At 63.8% G+C, this 15,114-nt stretch carries 14 protein-coding genes; 4 read left to right on the forward strand and 10 right to left on the reverse strand.

Annotated elements, in window-relative coordinates:
- Window positions 1-27 precede the first annotated feature (27 nt).
- On the forward strand, window positions 28-1,569 hold the full coding sequence (nagZ, locus tag C8C92_RS26735; RefSeq protein ID WP_116745752.1) for a beta-N-acetylhexosaminidase: 1,542 nt from the start codon (window positions 28-30) through the stop codon (window positions 1,567-1,569).
- A gap of 51 nt (window positions 1,570-1,620) precedes the next feature.
- Here the strand turns inward: nagZ and C8C92_RS27625 are convergent, their stop codons facing one another.
- From C8C92_RS27625 to C8C92_RS26750, 4 genes are all read right to left on the reverse strand, one after another.
- Window positions 1,621-1,782: a hypothetical protein gene (locus tag C8C92_RS27625; RefSeq protein ID WP_165829556.1), complete on the reverse strand. Its 162-nt coding sequence runs from the start codon at window positions 1,780-1,782 to the stop codon at window positions 1,621-1,623.
- A 70-nt stretch (window positions 1,783-1,852) separates the two neighbouring features.
- Window positions 1,853-2,128: a hypothetical protein gene (locus C8C92_RS26740; RefSeq protein ID WP_099761889.1), complete on the reverse strand. Its 276-nt coding sequence runs from the start codon at window positions 2,126-2,128 to the stop codon at window positions 1,853-1,855.
- Between the two features lie 9 nt (window positions 2,129-2,137).
- Window positions 2,138-4,039: a ferrous iron transporter B gene (locus C8C92_RS26745; protein WP_116745753.1), complete on the reverse strand. Its 1,902-nt coding sequence runs from the start codon at window positions 4,037-4,039 to the stop codon at window positions 2,138-2,140.
- 2 nt (window positions 4,040-4,041) lie between these two features.
- Complete coding sequence (locus C8C92_RS26750) at window positions 4,042-4,326, reverse strand: FeoA family protein (protein WP_071075209.1); 285 nt, start codon at window positions 4,324-4,326, stop codon at window positions 4,042-4,044.
- A 412-nt stretch (window positions 4,327-4,738) separates the two neighbouring features.
- On the opposite strand from C8C92_RS26750, the gene C8C92_RS26755 reads away from it, so the two are divergent.
- Entirely contained in the window at window positions 4,739-4,954 is a 216-nt protein-coding gene (locus tag C8C92_RS26755) for a (2Fe-2S)-binding protein (RefSeq protein ID WP_071075208.1), read from the forward strand.
- A 17-nt stretch (window positions 4,955-4,971) separates the two neighbouring features.
- The gene (locus C8C92_RS26760; RefSeq protein WP_116746136.1) at window positions 4,972-5,673 is read left to right on the forward strand and encodes an energy transducer TonB; all 702 of its coding nucleotides are present in this window, start codon (window positions 4,972-4,974) and stop codon (window positions 5,671-5,673) included.
- Window positions 5,674-5,895: 222 nt separating this feature from the next.
- On the opposite strand, the gene C8C92_RS26765 is transcribed toward C8C92_RS26760, so the two are convergent.
- Window positions 5,896-6,576 carry a Fe2+-dependent dioxygenase gene (locus C8C92_RS26765; protein WP_071321708.1) on the reverse strand — a complete coding sequence of 227 codons (681 nt, stop codon included), beginning with the start codon at window positions 6,574-6,576 and terminating at the stop codon, window positions 5,896-5,898.
- Window positions 6,577-6,974: 398 nt separating this feature from the next.
- Here C8C92_RS26765 and bfr point away from each other — a divergent pair, with 398 nt between their 5' ends.
- Window positions 6,975-7,451: a bacterioferritin gene (gene bfr, locus C8C92_RS26770; protein ID WP_034745609.1), complete on the forward strand. Its 477-nt coding sequence runs from the start codon at window positions 6,975-6,977 to the stop codon at window positions 7,449-7,451.
- A gap of 54 nt (window positions 7,452-7,505) precedes the next feature.
- On the opposite strand, the gene C8C92_RS26775 is transcribed toward bfr, so the two are convergent.
- The 5 genes from C8C92_RS26775 to C8C92_RS26795 all read right to left on the reverse strand — a co-directional run bounded on the left by C8C92_RS26775 (window position 7,506) and on the right by C8C92_RS26795 (window position 14,966).
- Window positions 7,506-8,834, reverse strand: coding sequence for an MFS transporter (locus tag C8C92_RS26775; RefSeq protein WP_099761886.1), 1,329 nt, complete (start codon window positions 8,832-8,834; stop codon window positions 7,506-7,508).
- Entirely contained in the window at window positions 8,831-10,693 is a 1,863-nt protein-coding gene (locus tag C8C92_RS26780) for an alpha-amylase family glycosyl hydrolase (RefSeq protein ID WP_243420377.1), read from the reverse strand. The genes C8C92_RS26775 and C8C92_RS26780 overlap by 4 nt, the downstream gene beginning before the upstream one ends.
- Window positions 10,694-10,708: 15 nt before the next feature.
- Window positions 10,709-13,003, reverse strand: coding sequence for a TonB-dependent receptor (locus C8C92_RS26785; RefSeq protein ID WP_116745754.1), 2,295 nt, complete (start codon window positions 13,001-13,003; stop codon window positions 10,709-10,711).
- Between the two features lie 312 nt (window positions 13,004-13,315).
- Window positions 13,316-14,344 carry a LacI family DNA-binding transcriptional regulator gene (locus C8C92_RS26790; protein WP_116745755.1) on the reverse strand — a complete coding sequence of 343 codons (1,029 nt, stop codon included), beginning with the start codon at window positions 14,342-14,344 and terminating at the stop codon, window positions 13,316-13,318.
- A 7-nt stretch (window positions 14,345-14,351) separates the two neighbouring features.
- The gene (locus C8C92_RS26795; RefSeq protein WP_116745756.1) at window positions 14,352-14,966 is read right to left on the reverse strand and encodes a glutathione S-transferase N-terminal domain-containing protein; all 615 of its coding nucleotides are present in this window, start codon (window positions 14,964-14,966) and stop codon (window positions 14,352-14,354) included.
- Between the last annotated feature and the right edge of the window lie 148 nt (window positions 14,967-15,114).

Consider the following 15,114-nt stretch of genomic DNA (forward strand, 5'->3'; position numbering starts at 1 on the left):
CACAATCAATACCGGAGGAGTTGCAGCATGGAGCAGGGTTTGCGCGAAAAAGTAGGACAGCTATTCATGGTGGGCTTCGACGCCCTGCAGGCGGACGAGCATATCAAGACCTTGATACGCGAAAAGAAGGTGGGCGGTGTGATCCTGTTCCGCCGCAACGTGCACACGCCTGCGCAAGTGTCCGCGCTGTGCCGCGAACTGCAGGAAATCAATGCGGAAGTGTCCGACATTCCACTGCTGATCTCCATCGATCAGGAAGGCGGCATGGTGATGCGCATCGAGCAGGGCGTCACGCCAATTCCCGCAGCGATGGCCTTCCAGGCAGCCGGCTCGGTTGAAGATTGCGAACGCATGAACCAGATCAGCGGCGATGAAATGCGCCAGGTCGGCATCAACCTGCTGCTCGCGCCCGTACTGGATGTGAACAACAACCGCAACAACCCCGTCATCGGCGTGCGCGCGTATGGCGAGGATGCCGCCACCGTCATCGCCTACGGCATGGCCGCCATGCGCGGCCAGCACGCCAGCGGCATGGCCGTGACCGCCAAGCACTTCCCCGGCCACGGCGACACGGCCACCGACACGCATTACGCGATGGCCCTGGTGCCGCACGACAAGGAACGCCTGCGCGCCGTGGAACTGGCGCCGTTCCGCGCGGCCATTGCCGGCGGCGTCGACGCCATCATGACGGCGCACGTGGTCTTTCCCGCCTTCGAAGCCGACACCAGCGTGCCGGCCACCCTGTCGAAAGGCGTGCTGACGGACCTGCTGCGCGGTGAAATGCAATACCAGGGCGTGGTCATTACCGACTGCCTGGAAATGGCGGCGATTGCCGACGGCATCGGCATCGCCCAGGGCGCCATCGCCACCTTGCAGGCAGGTGCCGACATCGTCCTCATCTCGCACCGCGAAGCGCAGCAGACGGCGGCCATCGACGCCGTCATCGCCGCCGTGGAGCGCGGTGACATTGCGATCTCGCGCATCGACGCGGCCTGTGCGCGCGTGGCTGAACTCAAGCGCAACCGCGCCGTGCGCGACTGGCGCAACCGCCCCGTCGCCCCGCCGGCGCTGATGCAGCCGGCCGCCATGGCCCTGTCGCAGCTGCTGCAAAAGGCGGCACTGCGCGTGCAGGGCGCGTACCGCGCGCTCGACGCCAGCCTGCCCGTGACCCTGCTGACGGTGGAAGTGCGTTCGCGCAGCGAGATCGACGAAGTGGCGCTGGGCCGCAACAAGGAAGCGCGCAGCTCGATGCTGCCGGCGCTGCTCAAAGCGGGCCTGGACGTGCGCGAATATGCCTTGTCGGCCGAAGCGCTGGACGAAGAGGTCGATGCGGCCATCGCCTTTGCACAAGGCGCGCAGCAGATCGTGCTGCAAACGTATAACGCCATGTTCGTCGATGGCCAGCGCCGCCTGGTCGAGGCCCTGCCGCAGGATAAACTGTGGCTGGTGGCGGGCCGTTTGCCGTATGACCTGGACCTGGCGCCCCACGCGCAAGGCCGCCTGGCCGCCTTCGGCTGCCGCCCGGCCGCGCTGGTGCCGGTCGTCGACAAGCTGGCCGGCAAGGCGTAAAGCGCAGTACTGCAGACGTAAAAAAACCCGCATGCGCGGGTTTTTTTTCATTCAGCTTGGCGCAACGGGCGGCAGCGCCGCCACCGCCAGCAAGGCGAACGGCCCGAGGAACAGGCCGATGCCAAACCAGAGTCCCCCGTGGCGGCCGCGCCGGCTGGCCAGCAGCCAGGAGGCGATCGCAAACAAAAACATGAAGATCAACAGTATCGCCATTGCCACTCCTTGCCATGTGGAAAGCCCAGTGTAGCCCACGGGCGCACCCGTGCCTAGACGTATATCAGATCTAGCGCTGTACCTGCATCAGAATCACGCGCTTGCTGCTGCCGTCGACCGGCGGCGTGGCCGATGGCGGCGGCGGACTGTCGCAGGAGCCGCAGGAACCGCAGCCACTGCCGCAGCCGGGCGCCACCTTGAAGAAGGCTGACATTTTCGCCTCATCGAGGCCGCAGCGCACCAGGCCACGCACGATGGCGCGGCGCACGCCCGCCGGCAGGTACTTGGTCGAAAAATGCAGCAGCGCGGCTGCGACGATCAGGGCGACGATGAGGGTTTGCCACATGCTTTTCTCCTAAGCGCCCAGTATCAGGGCGACGCGATACGTGATGAACGAGGCGCCATACGCCAGCGCGAACATGTAGCCGGCCATCAGCAGCGGATAGCGCCAGCCGCCCGTCTCGCGTTTCACCACGGAGAGCGTCGACAGGCACTGCGGCGCAAACACATACCAGGCCAGCAGAGACAGCGCGGTGGCCATCGACCATGAATGGGCGATCAGCGGCTCGAGCGTGGTGGCCAGCGCGTCGCCCGTTTGCGACAGCGCATACACGGTGCCCAGGGCGCCGACAGCCACTTCACGGGCCGCCATGCCGGGCACCAGCGCGATGCAGATCTGCCAGTTGAAACCGATGGGCGCGAAGATCACTTCCAGGCCGCGGCCCAGGATGCCCGCCAGGCTGTAGTAGATCGGCGGATGGATCGCATTGTCCGGCGCGCCGGGGAAGGTGCTGAGGAACCACAGGATGATCATCAGGCTCAGGATGATGGTACCGACGCGCGTCAGGAAGATCTTCGCGCGCTCCCACAGGCTGACGGCCAGGTTGCGCAGGTGCGGCCAGTGGTAGGCCGGCAGTTCCAGCATCAGCGGCTGGTTGCCGCGCACGCCCATGCCGCGCTTCATGACCCAGGCCACGGCCATGGCCGAGATGATGCCGGCAAAGTACAGCACGAACAGCACCAGGCCTTGCAGGCTCAGATAGCCCCACACTTCGCGCTGCGGGATGAAGGCGGCGATGATCAGCGCATACACGGGCAAACGCGCCGAACACGTCATCAGCGGCGCGATCATGATGGTGACCAGGCGGTCGCGCGGGTTCTGGATGGTGCGCGCCGCCATCACGCCGGGGATGGCGCAGGCAAAGCTCGACAGCAGCGGGATGAAGGCACGGCCCGACAGGCCCACGCCGCCCATCAGGCGGTCCAGCAAAAAGGCCGCGCGCGGCAGGTAGCCGCAGTCTTCCAGGCTCAGGATAAAGAAGAACAGGATCAGGATTTGCGGCAGGAAGACCAGCACGCTGCCGACGCCGCCGATGATGCCTTCCACCAGCAAGCTCTTCAGGTGGCCATCGGGCATGTTCGCCGTCAGCAGGGCACCCAGGTGGCCCACGCCATCGGTAATCATTTCCATCGGCGTGGCGGCCCAGGCAAACACGGCCTGAAAGATCAGGAACATCAGCACGGCCAGGATGAGCGGGCCGAACACGGGGTGCAGCACCACGTCGTCGATCTTTTCCGTCAGGTTGCCCGTATCGCTGCTGTCATTGCTGACGGCAGCCAGGATGCGGCGTACTTCGCGCTGGGTTTCTTCGACCGTGACGGCATCGATGGCCGCCAGCGGTTTCGCTTCCACGACCGGCAGGGGCAGCATCGCGTCGATGGCGTTCAACAGGGCTTTTTCGCCATCGTGCTGTACCGCGACGGTTTCCACCACGGGCATGCCCAGTTCCTGCGACAGCCTGGCCGTATCGATCAGCATGCCGCGCTTGCGCGCCACGTCCGTCATGTTCAGCGCCAGCAGCATGGGCAAGCCCAGGCGTTTGACTTCCAGCACCAGGCGCAAGTTCAGGCGCAGATTGGTGGCATCGACCACGCAGATGATGGCGTCCGGGCGCGGCTCGCCGCGGCGCATGCCCCCCACCACGTCGCGCGTGATGGCTTCGTCGGGCGTGGTGGCCGACAGGCTGTAGGCACCCGGCAGATCGAGCAGGCGCACGGGCTTGCCGGCGGGCGAAGTGAAATGGCCTTCCTTGCGCTCGATGGTCACGCCGGCGTAGTTCGCCACTTTCTGGCGCGCGCCCGTCAAACGGTTGAACAGGGCGGTCTTGCCGCAGTTCGGATTGCCCAGCAAGGCGATTTGTGGCTGATGCGGCGCTTTGTGCGCGCCCGCTTCCACGATAGTTTCGACAGCACCCATGGTTATTCCGGTTGAAGCAGCGGTTGAATCGTGATCAGCGCCGCTTCGAAGCGGCGCAGTGCGAACGTGGCATTGCCGACCTTGATGGCCAGCGGATCGCCGCCGGGAATGCCGCGCTTGAGCATGCGGATATGTTCGCCGGGAACGAATCCCAGCTCCATCAAGCGGCGGGCGAGGTCCACGCCATCTTCCGTCTGTCCTGCCGTGTGGGGCGTGATATGCAACACCGTGCCGCTCTGGCCGACTGCCAGCGCATCGAGCGTCATCAAGGGTGGAACTAGAGTCATGAGCAAATTCCGTTCAAATTAAGAACACCTGATACAGGCTGCGGCGCGGGGCGCCTTGCACTGCTCCCAGGTTTGTGAGGTAAAACGCCACTGTTGCGCATTACCGACAAGCGGCCTTTCAATCAGTCCAGACGGCGACCGTCCGAGACAATACCAGCATTATAAACATGAATGCGAATTGTTTTTATTTAGCCCGGAGAGTGGCCCCTGTCAAGGGCTGCGCCATGCGCACGCAGGCCATATCCACACGCCGCGCCCCGCCGCCAGGCGCCGCACACTTGAGCAAAATCGCTTGCATTGTCCTGCACTTTGCGCGACAATGAAACGTAATGATAATGATTCTCATTAAAACACTAGCAACAATGCTTCAGAGCACTAGTGTCTGTTCATCCTCCAGCCAGAAGGTGTATCAATGATTGTATGTGTCTGCAACAACATATCTGATCGTGAAATCCGTCAAGCCGTCGATCTTGGCCTGTCCAGCATGGCCGAACTGCGCCGCGACCTGGGCGTGGCCACCTGCTGCGGCAAATGCCATACCTGCGCGCGGGAGGTGCTGAACGATCACCTGAGCGCCACCGTAGTGCTGCAAGAAACCGTATTGATGCGAGCTGTACTGACAAACTAAAGAAAGCGATGAACGCCATGACGATGATGCCCCCGCCCGTAACGGTGCAGGCCGTGCAACAATTTGCCGACTTCGACAAGAAGCGCAACAAGTTCGCGCCGCTGATGGCCATCGTCGTCCTGCATCTCGCCGGCTTTTACGCCATCCAGAGCGGCTTGCTGAGCCGCGTCGTCACGGCGGCCATGCCGACCATCACCACCATCAGCATCATCGCCCCGCCGGCGCCACCCAAGCCGCCGGCACCGTCGGTGCCGAAAACCGTGGAACTGAGTGCTCCCGTGCCGCGCGCCGTCATCCCGCCGCTGCCGCTGATCGCCGTGGCACCGAGCGAACCGACGATCACGCCGCCGCAGCCGACGCGCGCCGAAGCAGCCCCCGTGGCCACCGCCGCGCCGACTGCGCCAGCGGCACCATCGCCGACGCCACCGGCGCCGTCCACGCCACGCACCGTCAGCAGCGTCGAATACATCAAGGCGCCGCAACTGATCTACCCGAATTTGTCGCGCCGCCTGGGCGAAAGTGGCACCGTGGTATTGCGCATCCTGATCAATGAAAAGGGTTTGCCGGAGCAAATCCTGGTCCATAAATCGACCGGCTACAGCAACCTCGATGAAGCGGGCCGCCAGGCTGCGCAGCGCGCGCTGTTCAAACCGATGATCGAAAACGGCAAGCCTGTCCCCGTCTACGTTTTAGTACCGCTGACCTTCCAACTGAGCTAGCCTTCCGGCGGCCACGGAGCCGCTGCCAGCCCGCAAGCACCGCACCCTGTGCCCTGCTTGCTTTTTTGCGCCCTGTTTTCTGTACCAGTCAAGCAACTGCTTGTTTCAGTCTGCCAGCCTACATCCCCGGGCCAGGCAGACTTTTTTTTGCCGGTGCCTCACGCAGTATCGTAGGTCGGATTAGCGCGGCCAAAGGCCACGCGTAATCCGACACCCCCACGATCACATCTCCGCCCACATCCGCAGCAGGTTGTGATAATGCCCCGTCAGACCCACCGTCGCGGGCGAATCGCCATGCTCGCCGCGCACGCTCTGGATGTTCTGATCGAGCTCGAACAGCATGCTGCGTTTCCAGTCCTCGCGCACCATGCTTTGCGTCCACAGGAAGGAGCAGATACGCTCGCCGCTGGTGACGGGCAGCACCTGATGCACGCTGCTCGACGGATACACGATCACGTCGCCGGCCGGCAGTTTTACCTCATGCGTGCCGTAGGCATCGACCACCACCAGCTCGCCGCCTTCGTACTCGTCCGGCTCGCTCAGGAACACGGTCGAGGAGACGTCGGCGCGCATCGACTGCATGCCGTTTTTCGGCGTGCGGATAGCGCCGTCGATATGCAGGCCATAGTGCTCGCCGCCCGCATAGCTGTTGAAGAACGGCGGCAGGATGCGCAGCGGCAGCACGGCGGCGAAGAACAGCGGATTGGCCATCAGCGCGCGGCTGACGATCTCGCCCAGCTCCAGCGCCAGCGGCGAACCTTCGGCCAACTGGCGGTTGCGCTTGACCTGCGCCCCTTGCGCCCCGACGCTGGCGCGCCCATCGACCCAGTCCGTTTGCGCCAGGCGCTGGCGAAACTGCGTCACCTGTTCCGGCGTCAGCACGCCGGGTATATGCAGCATCATCTTGCTATCCTTTTTCAGTAAAATCGCTGCCTGATTATCGCATCGCCGGCAGCGGCCAAGAAGGCACAAAAGCAAGAACGGAGCAACATTTCCCACCTTTTCAGCGCAGCCAAATAGCAGCATGAACGCGAATGAGAATGGCCTGCATTTTCCTTAACAAATAAAAAACGGGAAAATATGGCAATCCATTTGAGAATGGGTTTTATTCGCACGATATTTACGTTAAAAAGACGGAAAGACACCGTTTCGCAGCAAAAAACGCCCCTATTTTGCGCTATCATGCGGGCATAGCGAAACCGGCAACCTGCGCGCCACCAGGCAGCCCTGCGCCACCCGGCAGTGAACGCCAGCAGCCTGCGGTTTCATCATCGAACGCGACACAGAACAAAGGAATTCCCATGAAGGGCGATAAAGAAGTCATCCGCATGCTCAACGCACAGCTCACCAACGAACTGTCGGCCATCAACCAGTACTTCCTGCATGCGCGCATGTACAAGCACTGGGGCCTGGAAAAGCTGGGCAAGAAGGAATACGAAGAATCGATCGGCGAAATGAAACACGCCGACAAGCTGATCGACCGCATCCTGATGCTCGACGGCCTGCCTAACCTGCAAGCGCTGCACAAGCTGCTGATCGGCGAGAACACGCCGGAAATGCTCGAATGCGACTTGAAGCTGGAGCGCGCCGCGCACGCCACCGTCAAGGAAGGCATCGCCATCAGCGAAAAAGCGGGCGACTACGTGTCGCGCGACCTGTTCCTGATGATCCTGGAAGACACGGAAGAGCATATCGACTGGCTCGAAACGCAGATCGACCTGATCGCCAAAGTTGGTATTCAAAATTATCTGCAAAGTCAGATGGCGATTGAAGAGTAACCGTTTCGCAGCATCGTAAAAAAACCGGCAGAGCCGGTTTTTTTACGTCCGTCCTCAAGTCTTTGTGGCCTGCGGTGGGCGCAGCTTGACGAACAGCACCGCCACCGCCGCGCACAGCAACAGGGCGCCGGCCAGCCGGATGACGTTTTCCGGATTGCCGCCCAGCCAACTGCGGTAGTACAGCGGCAGAGTAAATATCTGGATGATCATCGGGATGACGATGAACATGTTGAAGATGCCCATGTAGACGCCCGTGCGCGCGGGCGGGATGCAGCCGGCCAGCATGATGTAGGGATTGCCCATGATGCTGGCCCAGGCCAGGCCCACGCCCAGCATGGGCAGCAACAGCAGCACCGGGCTGTGGATCAGCGGGATGCTCAGCATGCCCACACCGGCTGCGCACAGGCACAGGCTGTGCATGCGCTTGGGGCCGAAGCGGCGCGTGAACGGGACCAGCGCAAAGGCGGCGATAAAGGCGACGAAATTGTAGAAGGCGCCCACCTGCCCGTTCAGCAGGCCCGCGTCGCGAAAGCCCTGTGATGCGGGGTCCGTCGTGTGAAACAGGGTGGCCGCCAGCGACAGCGCGATGTACTGCCAGTAGCAGAACATGGCGTACCACTGGAACAGGTTGACGAGGGCCAGCTGCTTCATCGTCGGCGGCATCTCGCGCAGGGCCGCGCCGATATCGGCCAGCGTATGGCGCCAGCCCGGCGGGCGGCTGCGGATGGCCGCCAGCTCGGCCGCCGTGAGCGGGTTTTCCGGCGTCGTCTTCAGGGTCCACAGCACCGAGGCCAGCGAGAACACGGCGCCGATCAGGAAGGCGGCGATGACGATGTGCGGAATATGGCTGCCATTGACGGCATCCTTGTTCATGCCCAGCATGACCAGCAGCGATGGCGTCAGGTAGGCCAGCGTTTGCCCCAGCCCCGTAAACGCGCTTTGCGTGAGAAAACCCAGCGAGTGCTGCTTCTTGTCGAGCTTGTCGCTGACGAAGGCGCGGTATGGCTCCATCGTCACATTGTTGGCCGCGTCGAGTATCCACAGCAGGCTGGCGGCCATCCACAGGGTGGGACTGAAGGGCATGGCCAGCAGGCCCAGGCTGCACAGGATGGCGCCGATCAGAAAGTAGGGCGTGCGGCGGCCCCAGCGCGTCACCGTGCGGTCGCTCATGGCGCCAATCAGCGGTTGCACGAGCAGCCCCGTCATGGGACCGGCCAGCCACAAATATGGCAGGCTCGCCTCGTCGGCGCCCAGGTATTTGTAGATGGGGCTCATGCTGCTTTGCTGCAGCCCAAAGCTGAACTGGATGCCGAAAAAACCGACATTCATGTTGACGATCTGCCAGAACGACAGATGCGGGCGGTGCGTGCTGGCGTCGCTCATGACTGTTCCCTTTCCAGCCATAGCATATGCCATGGCTGCAAGCCTACCGTGCCGGCCAGCACGCTGCCATCGAGGCTGTTGCGCCACTCGCCTGCGGGCAAGGTGAAACGCTGGCTGGCGCCGCTGAAATTGCTCAGGTTGAGGAAGGCGTCGCCACGCAGCAGCGCCAGCACGGCCGGCGTGTCGGCGGACAGCACGCTGCGCGGCGCAGCGGCGGCCAGGGCCGGCAAGCGCCTGCGCACGTCGATCAGCTGGCGCAGCGCCGGATACAGCCGGCCGCTGGCGCTCACGCCATCGTGGCGCCATGCCAGCAGGCTGTCGTCGAACGCGGGGCGCTGCAGCCAGCGGCTGTCCATCGCCCGGTCGGGGCGCTGCGTGTAGCTGTCATCGTTGGTCATGCCCAGTTCATCGCCCATGTACAGCACCGGCAAGGCGCCAAAGCTCAAGGCCAGGCCATGCAGCAGCAGCAGGCGGCGCAACGCGTATTCCTGCTCCTGCACCGTAGTGGCGCTTTCCAGGCCGGCCAGCGAAGCGGCCATGCCGTTGCTGCCATGCGCCTTGTCGGCGCTGCTGCTCTGGAAGGCCGCGCCGCACGCATAACTGCCGGGGGCACCGGCAAAGAAGCGGGCGATGCGCGCCAGGCGCGCCGGCCCGTTCGCGCCCGCTTCATTGAGCAGCACGTTCCAGCCGATGTCGTCGTGGCAGCGCACGTAACTGAGCCAACTGGCGGCTGGCGGCAGCGGCGGCGTGGCGGCAATCACCTGCTGCAGCAAGTCCGTGCTTTCCTCGGCCAGCGCGCCCCAGCCGGCGGCCATCAGGCTGCTGTGATAGGCGATATGGCATTCGGGCGCGGCATCGCTGCCAAAGTAGGCGGGCAGCTTGGGCGTGGGCACGATGGCTTCGGCCTTGAGCAGCACGCCCGGCGCGACGATGGCGGCAATCGCCCGCAAGGCTTGCAGCAGGCTGTGGGCTTCGGGCTGGTTCATGCAATCGCTACCTTCGCGCTTCCACAGGAAGGCCGTCGAATCGAGGCGGAACACCTCGATTCCCTTGTTGGCCAGGCCCAGCATGGCGCCGGCCATGGCCGCGAAGACGGCCGGATTGGCGTAATTCAAATCCCACTGGTAGGGATAAAACGTGGTCCAGACCCAGCGCTGGAGCTCCGGAACGAAGGTGAAATTGCCAGGCGCCGCCTGCGGGAAAACCTGGCCCACGGTGCGCTCGTAGCGGTCCGGCTGCACACGGTCGGGATAGGTGTGGAAAAAATCGCGCAGCAGCGGATCGCCCGCCTTGGCGCCCAGCGCCCACGCATGGTCGTCGGCCACGTGGTTGAGGATCAGATCCGAACACAGGCTGATGCCGGCCGTGCGCAGCTGCGCCGTCAGCGCCAGCAAGTCGGCATTGCTGCCCAGTGCGGGGTCGACTTCCTCGAAGCTGGCGACGGCAAAACCGCCATCGCTTTCACCGGCGCGCGCACGCAAAAACGGCAGCAGGTGCAGATACGTCACGCCCAGTTCGCGCAGGTGGGCAATGCGTTCAGCCACGCCTTGCAAGTTGCCACCGAAGCGCTGCACATACGCGCTGTAGCCCAGCATGGACTGGCTGGCAAACCAGTCTGGCTGCGCTTCGCGCTGCGCATCTTGCCGCCGCAGTTCGGGCGCGCGCGCCGCGGACAGCCGCCCCACGCTTTCCATCAGGTCGCCCAGCCAGGGCAGGAAGTCCGGCCGCTGGCCATACAGGCTGCCCAGGCGGTCCAGCAAGACCGCCTCCTGGCGCGCATAGCGGCGCGCCGCATCGTCGCGCAAGTGCGTGGGGAGCGGCGCCAGCAGGCGCGCCAGGGGGCTGCGTATCGACATCATGAATCCTATCCTTGCTTAAAATGCGTATTTCAGACTGACCTTGACGGCGCGCCCCGTGATCGAGCGGGCCGCATGGCCATCGCCCTCGACTTCCGTATAGCCGATCTTGTTGAGCAGATTGTTCGCCGTCAGCGCCACCTGCATTTGCGGCGTCAGCTGGTAATTGACGAAGGCATTGAGCACCTGGTAGGCGGGCAAGGTGATCGTGTGCGCGTCGTCGCCCCACGACTTGCCCGTGCCGACCAGGCTGGCGCCGAAGGTGGCCGGTCCCCATTCATAGGTGGGCGCGATCTGGTACACGACACGCGCCTGGCGCCGCGGCGTGTTGCCGATCAGCGCCACGTCGGCCGCCGCCGTGCCCGTGATTTCGGCATCCGTGAACGTCAGGCCGCCATTGATGCGGAAGTCGCCGTTGCTGTAAGCCGCCTCCAGTTCCACACCCTTGGCTTCATAGCTGTTGGCCGTGCGCAGCTGGGTGGTCGCCTCGTAATTGCTTTCCTTGGTCTTGGCCTGGAACACGGTCACAAAAGTGCTCAGGGGACCGCGCCGCCATTTCACGCCCCCTTCGAGCTGGCGCACGGTATTCATCGCCACGGGCACGCTGCCATCGAGCGGCGTGCCGAACAGGATGCGGTCCGCATTGAAGGCCACGCCTTCGCTGACGCGGGCAAACACGGCCAGGTTGGCTTGCAGCTTGTAGTTCGCGCCCAGCGAGTACGAGGTGTGGCCCAGCGTGTAATCGACCTGCTGCACCGTCGATGGCAGGTAGGCTTGCGCGCCGGTGGCGATATTGGCCGTGCCGCTGGCATGCTGGCGGTCGCGCCGCAGGCCGCCGTCGAGGTTCAGCGCGCCGCTTTCCCAGGCCAGGTTCAGGTAGGGCGACGTCGTGCGGTATTCCATGTCGACGGCGCGCGAGCAGCAGGCGCCGAAGGCCGGGCCGCTGAAGCCTGGCGTGCTGCTGGCCGTCTGCAGCAGCGCCGGCTGGTCGCCCGTGGCCTGCATCAGGTATTCATTGAAGTTCCAGGTCAGGCCCAGCTTTTGCTGCGACAGGTACAGGCCGGCCGTGGTGGTCAGCTTGCCGCTGTCGAGAACAAACGTCTTGGCCAGCTTGGTATCGCTCAGGGTATTGCTGGCGTCGTCGATCGAGGTATTGAACACCACGGCGGAAAACGCGCGGCCCGTGTAGGGCTTGCCCTGATTCGGGCCGCTGGCAAACACATAGCTGCCGTCGCTGCCGTTATTCGATGGGAACACGCCCGTGAAGCGGCCCGAATTGTCGGCGTAACGGAAGTTTTCGCTCACGCTCCAGCCCTGGCCCAGCTTGAACGAGGCTTCCAATCCCACGCTATCGCTTTTGACGTGCAAGCCGTCGTTGACGCGGGTGGCCACGCGCTGGTTATCCTTGTTCAGCACCATGTCGGGCACCCAGTACGGCGAATAGAAACTGGCCTTGCGCGGGTCGATGCCGGCGATTTCCGAGATGCGGCCATTGCGCACGCTGACCGGCACCGGCAGGGCCGTGGGCGACTGGTCGTCGAGGTGCTTGAACGACAGCCGCACGAAGCCGCTGTCGAATTCATGCGTGACATTGCCGCGGATCTGGCCGCCTTTTTCGCTGTTGACGCCACTGTGGCGGATGCCTTCGCCCGTGCGCCAGGAGCCGCCGATGAAGAAGCGCGTGCGCTCCGAAATCGGCGCGCCGTAATCGAAGTCCACGCGCGTCTGGTCGTAGCCCAGGCCACGGCTGAGGGCCACGCTGCCACCCTGCTCCTTGCCATTCTTGCTGATGAAATTGATGATGCCGCCCGGCGAATTGGTGGCCAGGGTGGAGGCCGAACCGCCGCGCACCACTTCCAGGTGGTCCAGCGTGGAATCGATTTTCACGAAGCTGTCGGGCGTGGTGAAGTTGAAGTCGCCGAACTGCAGCACCGGCAAGCCGTCTTCCTGGATCTGCACATAGCGCGCGCCGCCGGCGGAAATGGGCAAGCCACGCACGGTGATGTTGGCATTGCCTTCGCCGCCCGAGGATTCGGCCCGCAAGCCCGGTACCGAACGCAGGACTTCGGCGGCGCTGGTCGGCGCGTTGTGCAGGATGGTGTCGAGTTCCATGCTGCTGACGGAATTGCTCGATTTCATTTTCGACGTGCCGCCGGTGGTGCCCGTGACCACGATGCGTTCCAGGTTCAGGCCATCGGCGGGAGCGGCGCTGGCGGTGTCGCCGGCCGATTGTGCCTGGGCGGCACCCAATTGCAGCATGGCCAGGGCGACGGCGGCGGCCATGCAGCCGCGTTGAGCAGTACGTGTCTTCATCTTGTCTCCAGTGTTGTATGCCGATACATCGAGGTATCGGCTTGTTATGAGTCCTGGCCGCTGCATGCCGTGGCGCGCTGGCTGAGCCGGTACGTCATTATTCAACGAATAAGAATTTATTGCAATCGATTGCAATCGAGCACTGCAACATGGAATTTATGTTGTTTTTAAGGGAATATCACGGGCAAAACAGAGGGAAACAGGCGGGGTTTGAAACGAATACAGGGTTTTTCATGCTGCCATGCAGCATGAAAATTAACGGAAAAATCTGAAATTATTGCAATCGGTTGCAACCGATAGGAGATGCGCGCCTCAGCGGCCCGAGGCGCGTACGATCAGCTCGGTTGGCAATTGCCGCGATGGCGCAGGCGCGCCGTCGACCAGCGCCAGCAGCGAGGCCACCAGCGCGCGCCCGGCGGCGCGGATCGGCTGGCGCACGGTGGTCAGCGGCGGGTGGAAATACGCGGCCAGTTCGATATCGTCGTAACCGACCACGGCCACCTGTTCCGGCACGGCCACGCCGCGCGCGCGCAGGGCGCTGATGGCGCTCATGGCCAGCAAGTCGCTGCAGGCAAAGATGGCATCGAACGGGATCTGGCGATCCAGCAGTTCCTGCACGTCCGTCGCGCCGCCCTGCGGCAGGAAGGAGCCGGCCACGTACAGTTGCGGGTCGGGCGCCAGTCCTTGCGCGACCAGCGCCTGCGCATAGCCCTGATGGCGCTGCGCCACTTCGGGCAGCTTGGCGTCGCCAAAGAAGGCGATGCGCGTGCGCCCCGCCGCCAGCAAGTGTTCCGTGGCCAGCCTGCCGCCAGCGACGTTATCGCCGCCAACGGTGCAATACAGCTGTTGCGGCAATTGCGCGCCCCACACGACGATGGGCACCTGGCGCGCGGCCAGCTGGTTCAGTTGTTCATGGTGGCGCCACTGGCCGATCAGGATGATGCCGATCACGCGACCGCTATCGAAGGACTGGGCAGCCGCATCGAGCGTTTCGGCATCCACGCGCGAAATGAGCATGTCGAAGCCCTGCTCCGTCAGCGCATCGGCCAGGCTGCCCAGCATGCTCAGAAAGAAAGGATCGGACAGGTGCTGGCGCGTGGCCGCGTCATACGGCACCACCACGCCGACAGTGCGGTTCTGTTTCAGGCGCAGGTTTTGCGCGCCGATATTGATGGAGTACTTGAGCGAACGGGCCAGCGCGATGACGCGCGCACGCGTCTCTTCGTTGACCAGCGAACTGCCGCTCAGCGCGCGCGACACGGTGGACGTCGACACGCCGGCCAGGCGCGCGATATCGGCCATCTGCAGGCGTTGCTGCGCCTTCGAATCGGTACCGGTCATCGTACGCTCACTGCGGCACGGTATCCTTGAACGATGGCCGCTCGGACAATTTATCGAACAAACGCGCCAGCGCCGGGTGATCCGCGCGCCAGTCGATTTCCGGGAAACGGAAGCTGAGCCAGCCCAGCGCGCAGCCCACGGCCACGTCGGCCAGGGTGTAGTTCTTGCCGGCGCAATACGCGCTCTCGCCCAGGCGCGCTTCCAGCGCGTCCAGACCCAAGGTGATTTTGTCGAGCTGGCGCGCGATCCAGGCCGCGCTTTGCTGCTCGGGCGGGCGCTGCGTGCGCTCCAGGCGCACCAGCACGCCCGCGTCGAGGATGCCGTCGGCCAGCGCTTCCCAGTTCTTGATATCGGCCCGCTCGCGGCCATTGCCGCCGGCCGGCAGCAGCTTGCACACAGGCGTAAGCGTGTCGAGGTATTCGACGATGACTTTCGAATCGATCAGCGTGCTGCCATCCTCCATCACCAGGCAGGGCACCTTGCCCAGCGGATTGGCCTGGGCGATGCGGGTTTCCGGCACCCACACGTTTTCCAGCTCAAAGACATAGTCGAGCTTTTTTTCCGCCAGCACGATACGGGCTTTGCGGACATACGGGCTGGCAAGGGAGCCGATCAGTTTCATAGGTACTTTAAGGTAAAGGAGCAGCAAGCAGTATAGCATCGGCGGCAGCGGCGTTTGGCAGCACGCGCCCGGCGCTCGCCGCAGTGTGGCAGGCATGCCGCATCGGGGCCGGATTTGGCCAGATTGCGGTGCGCTGGAGCCCGACGGA

The organism is Janthinobacterium sp. 78 (assembly GCF_003096775.1).
GTDB classification, from domain to species: domain Bacteria; phylum Pseudomonadota; class Gammaproteobacteria; order Burkholderiales; family Burkholderiaceae_D; genus Janthinobacterium; species Janthinobacterium tructae.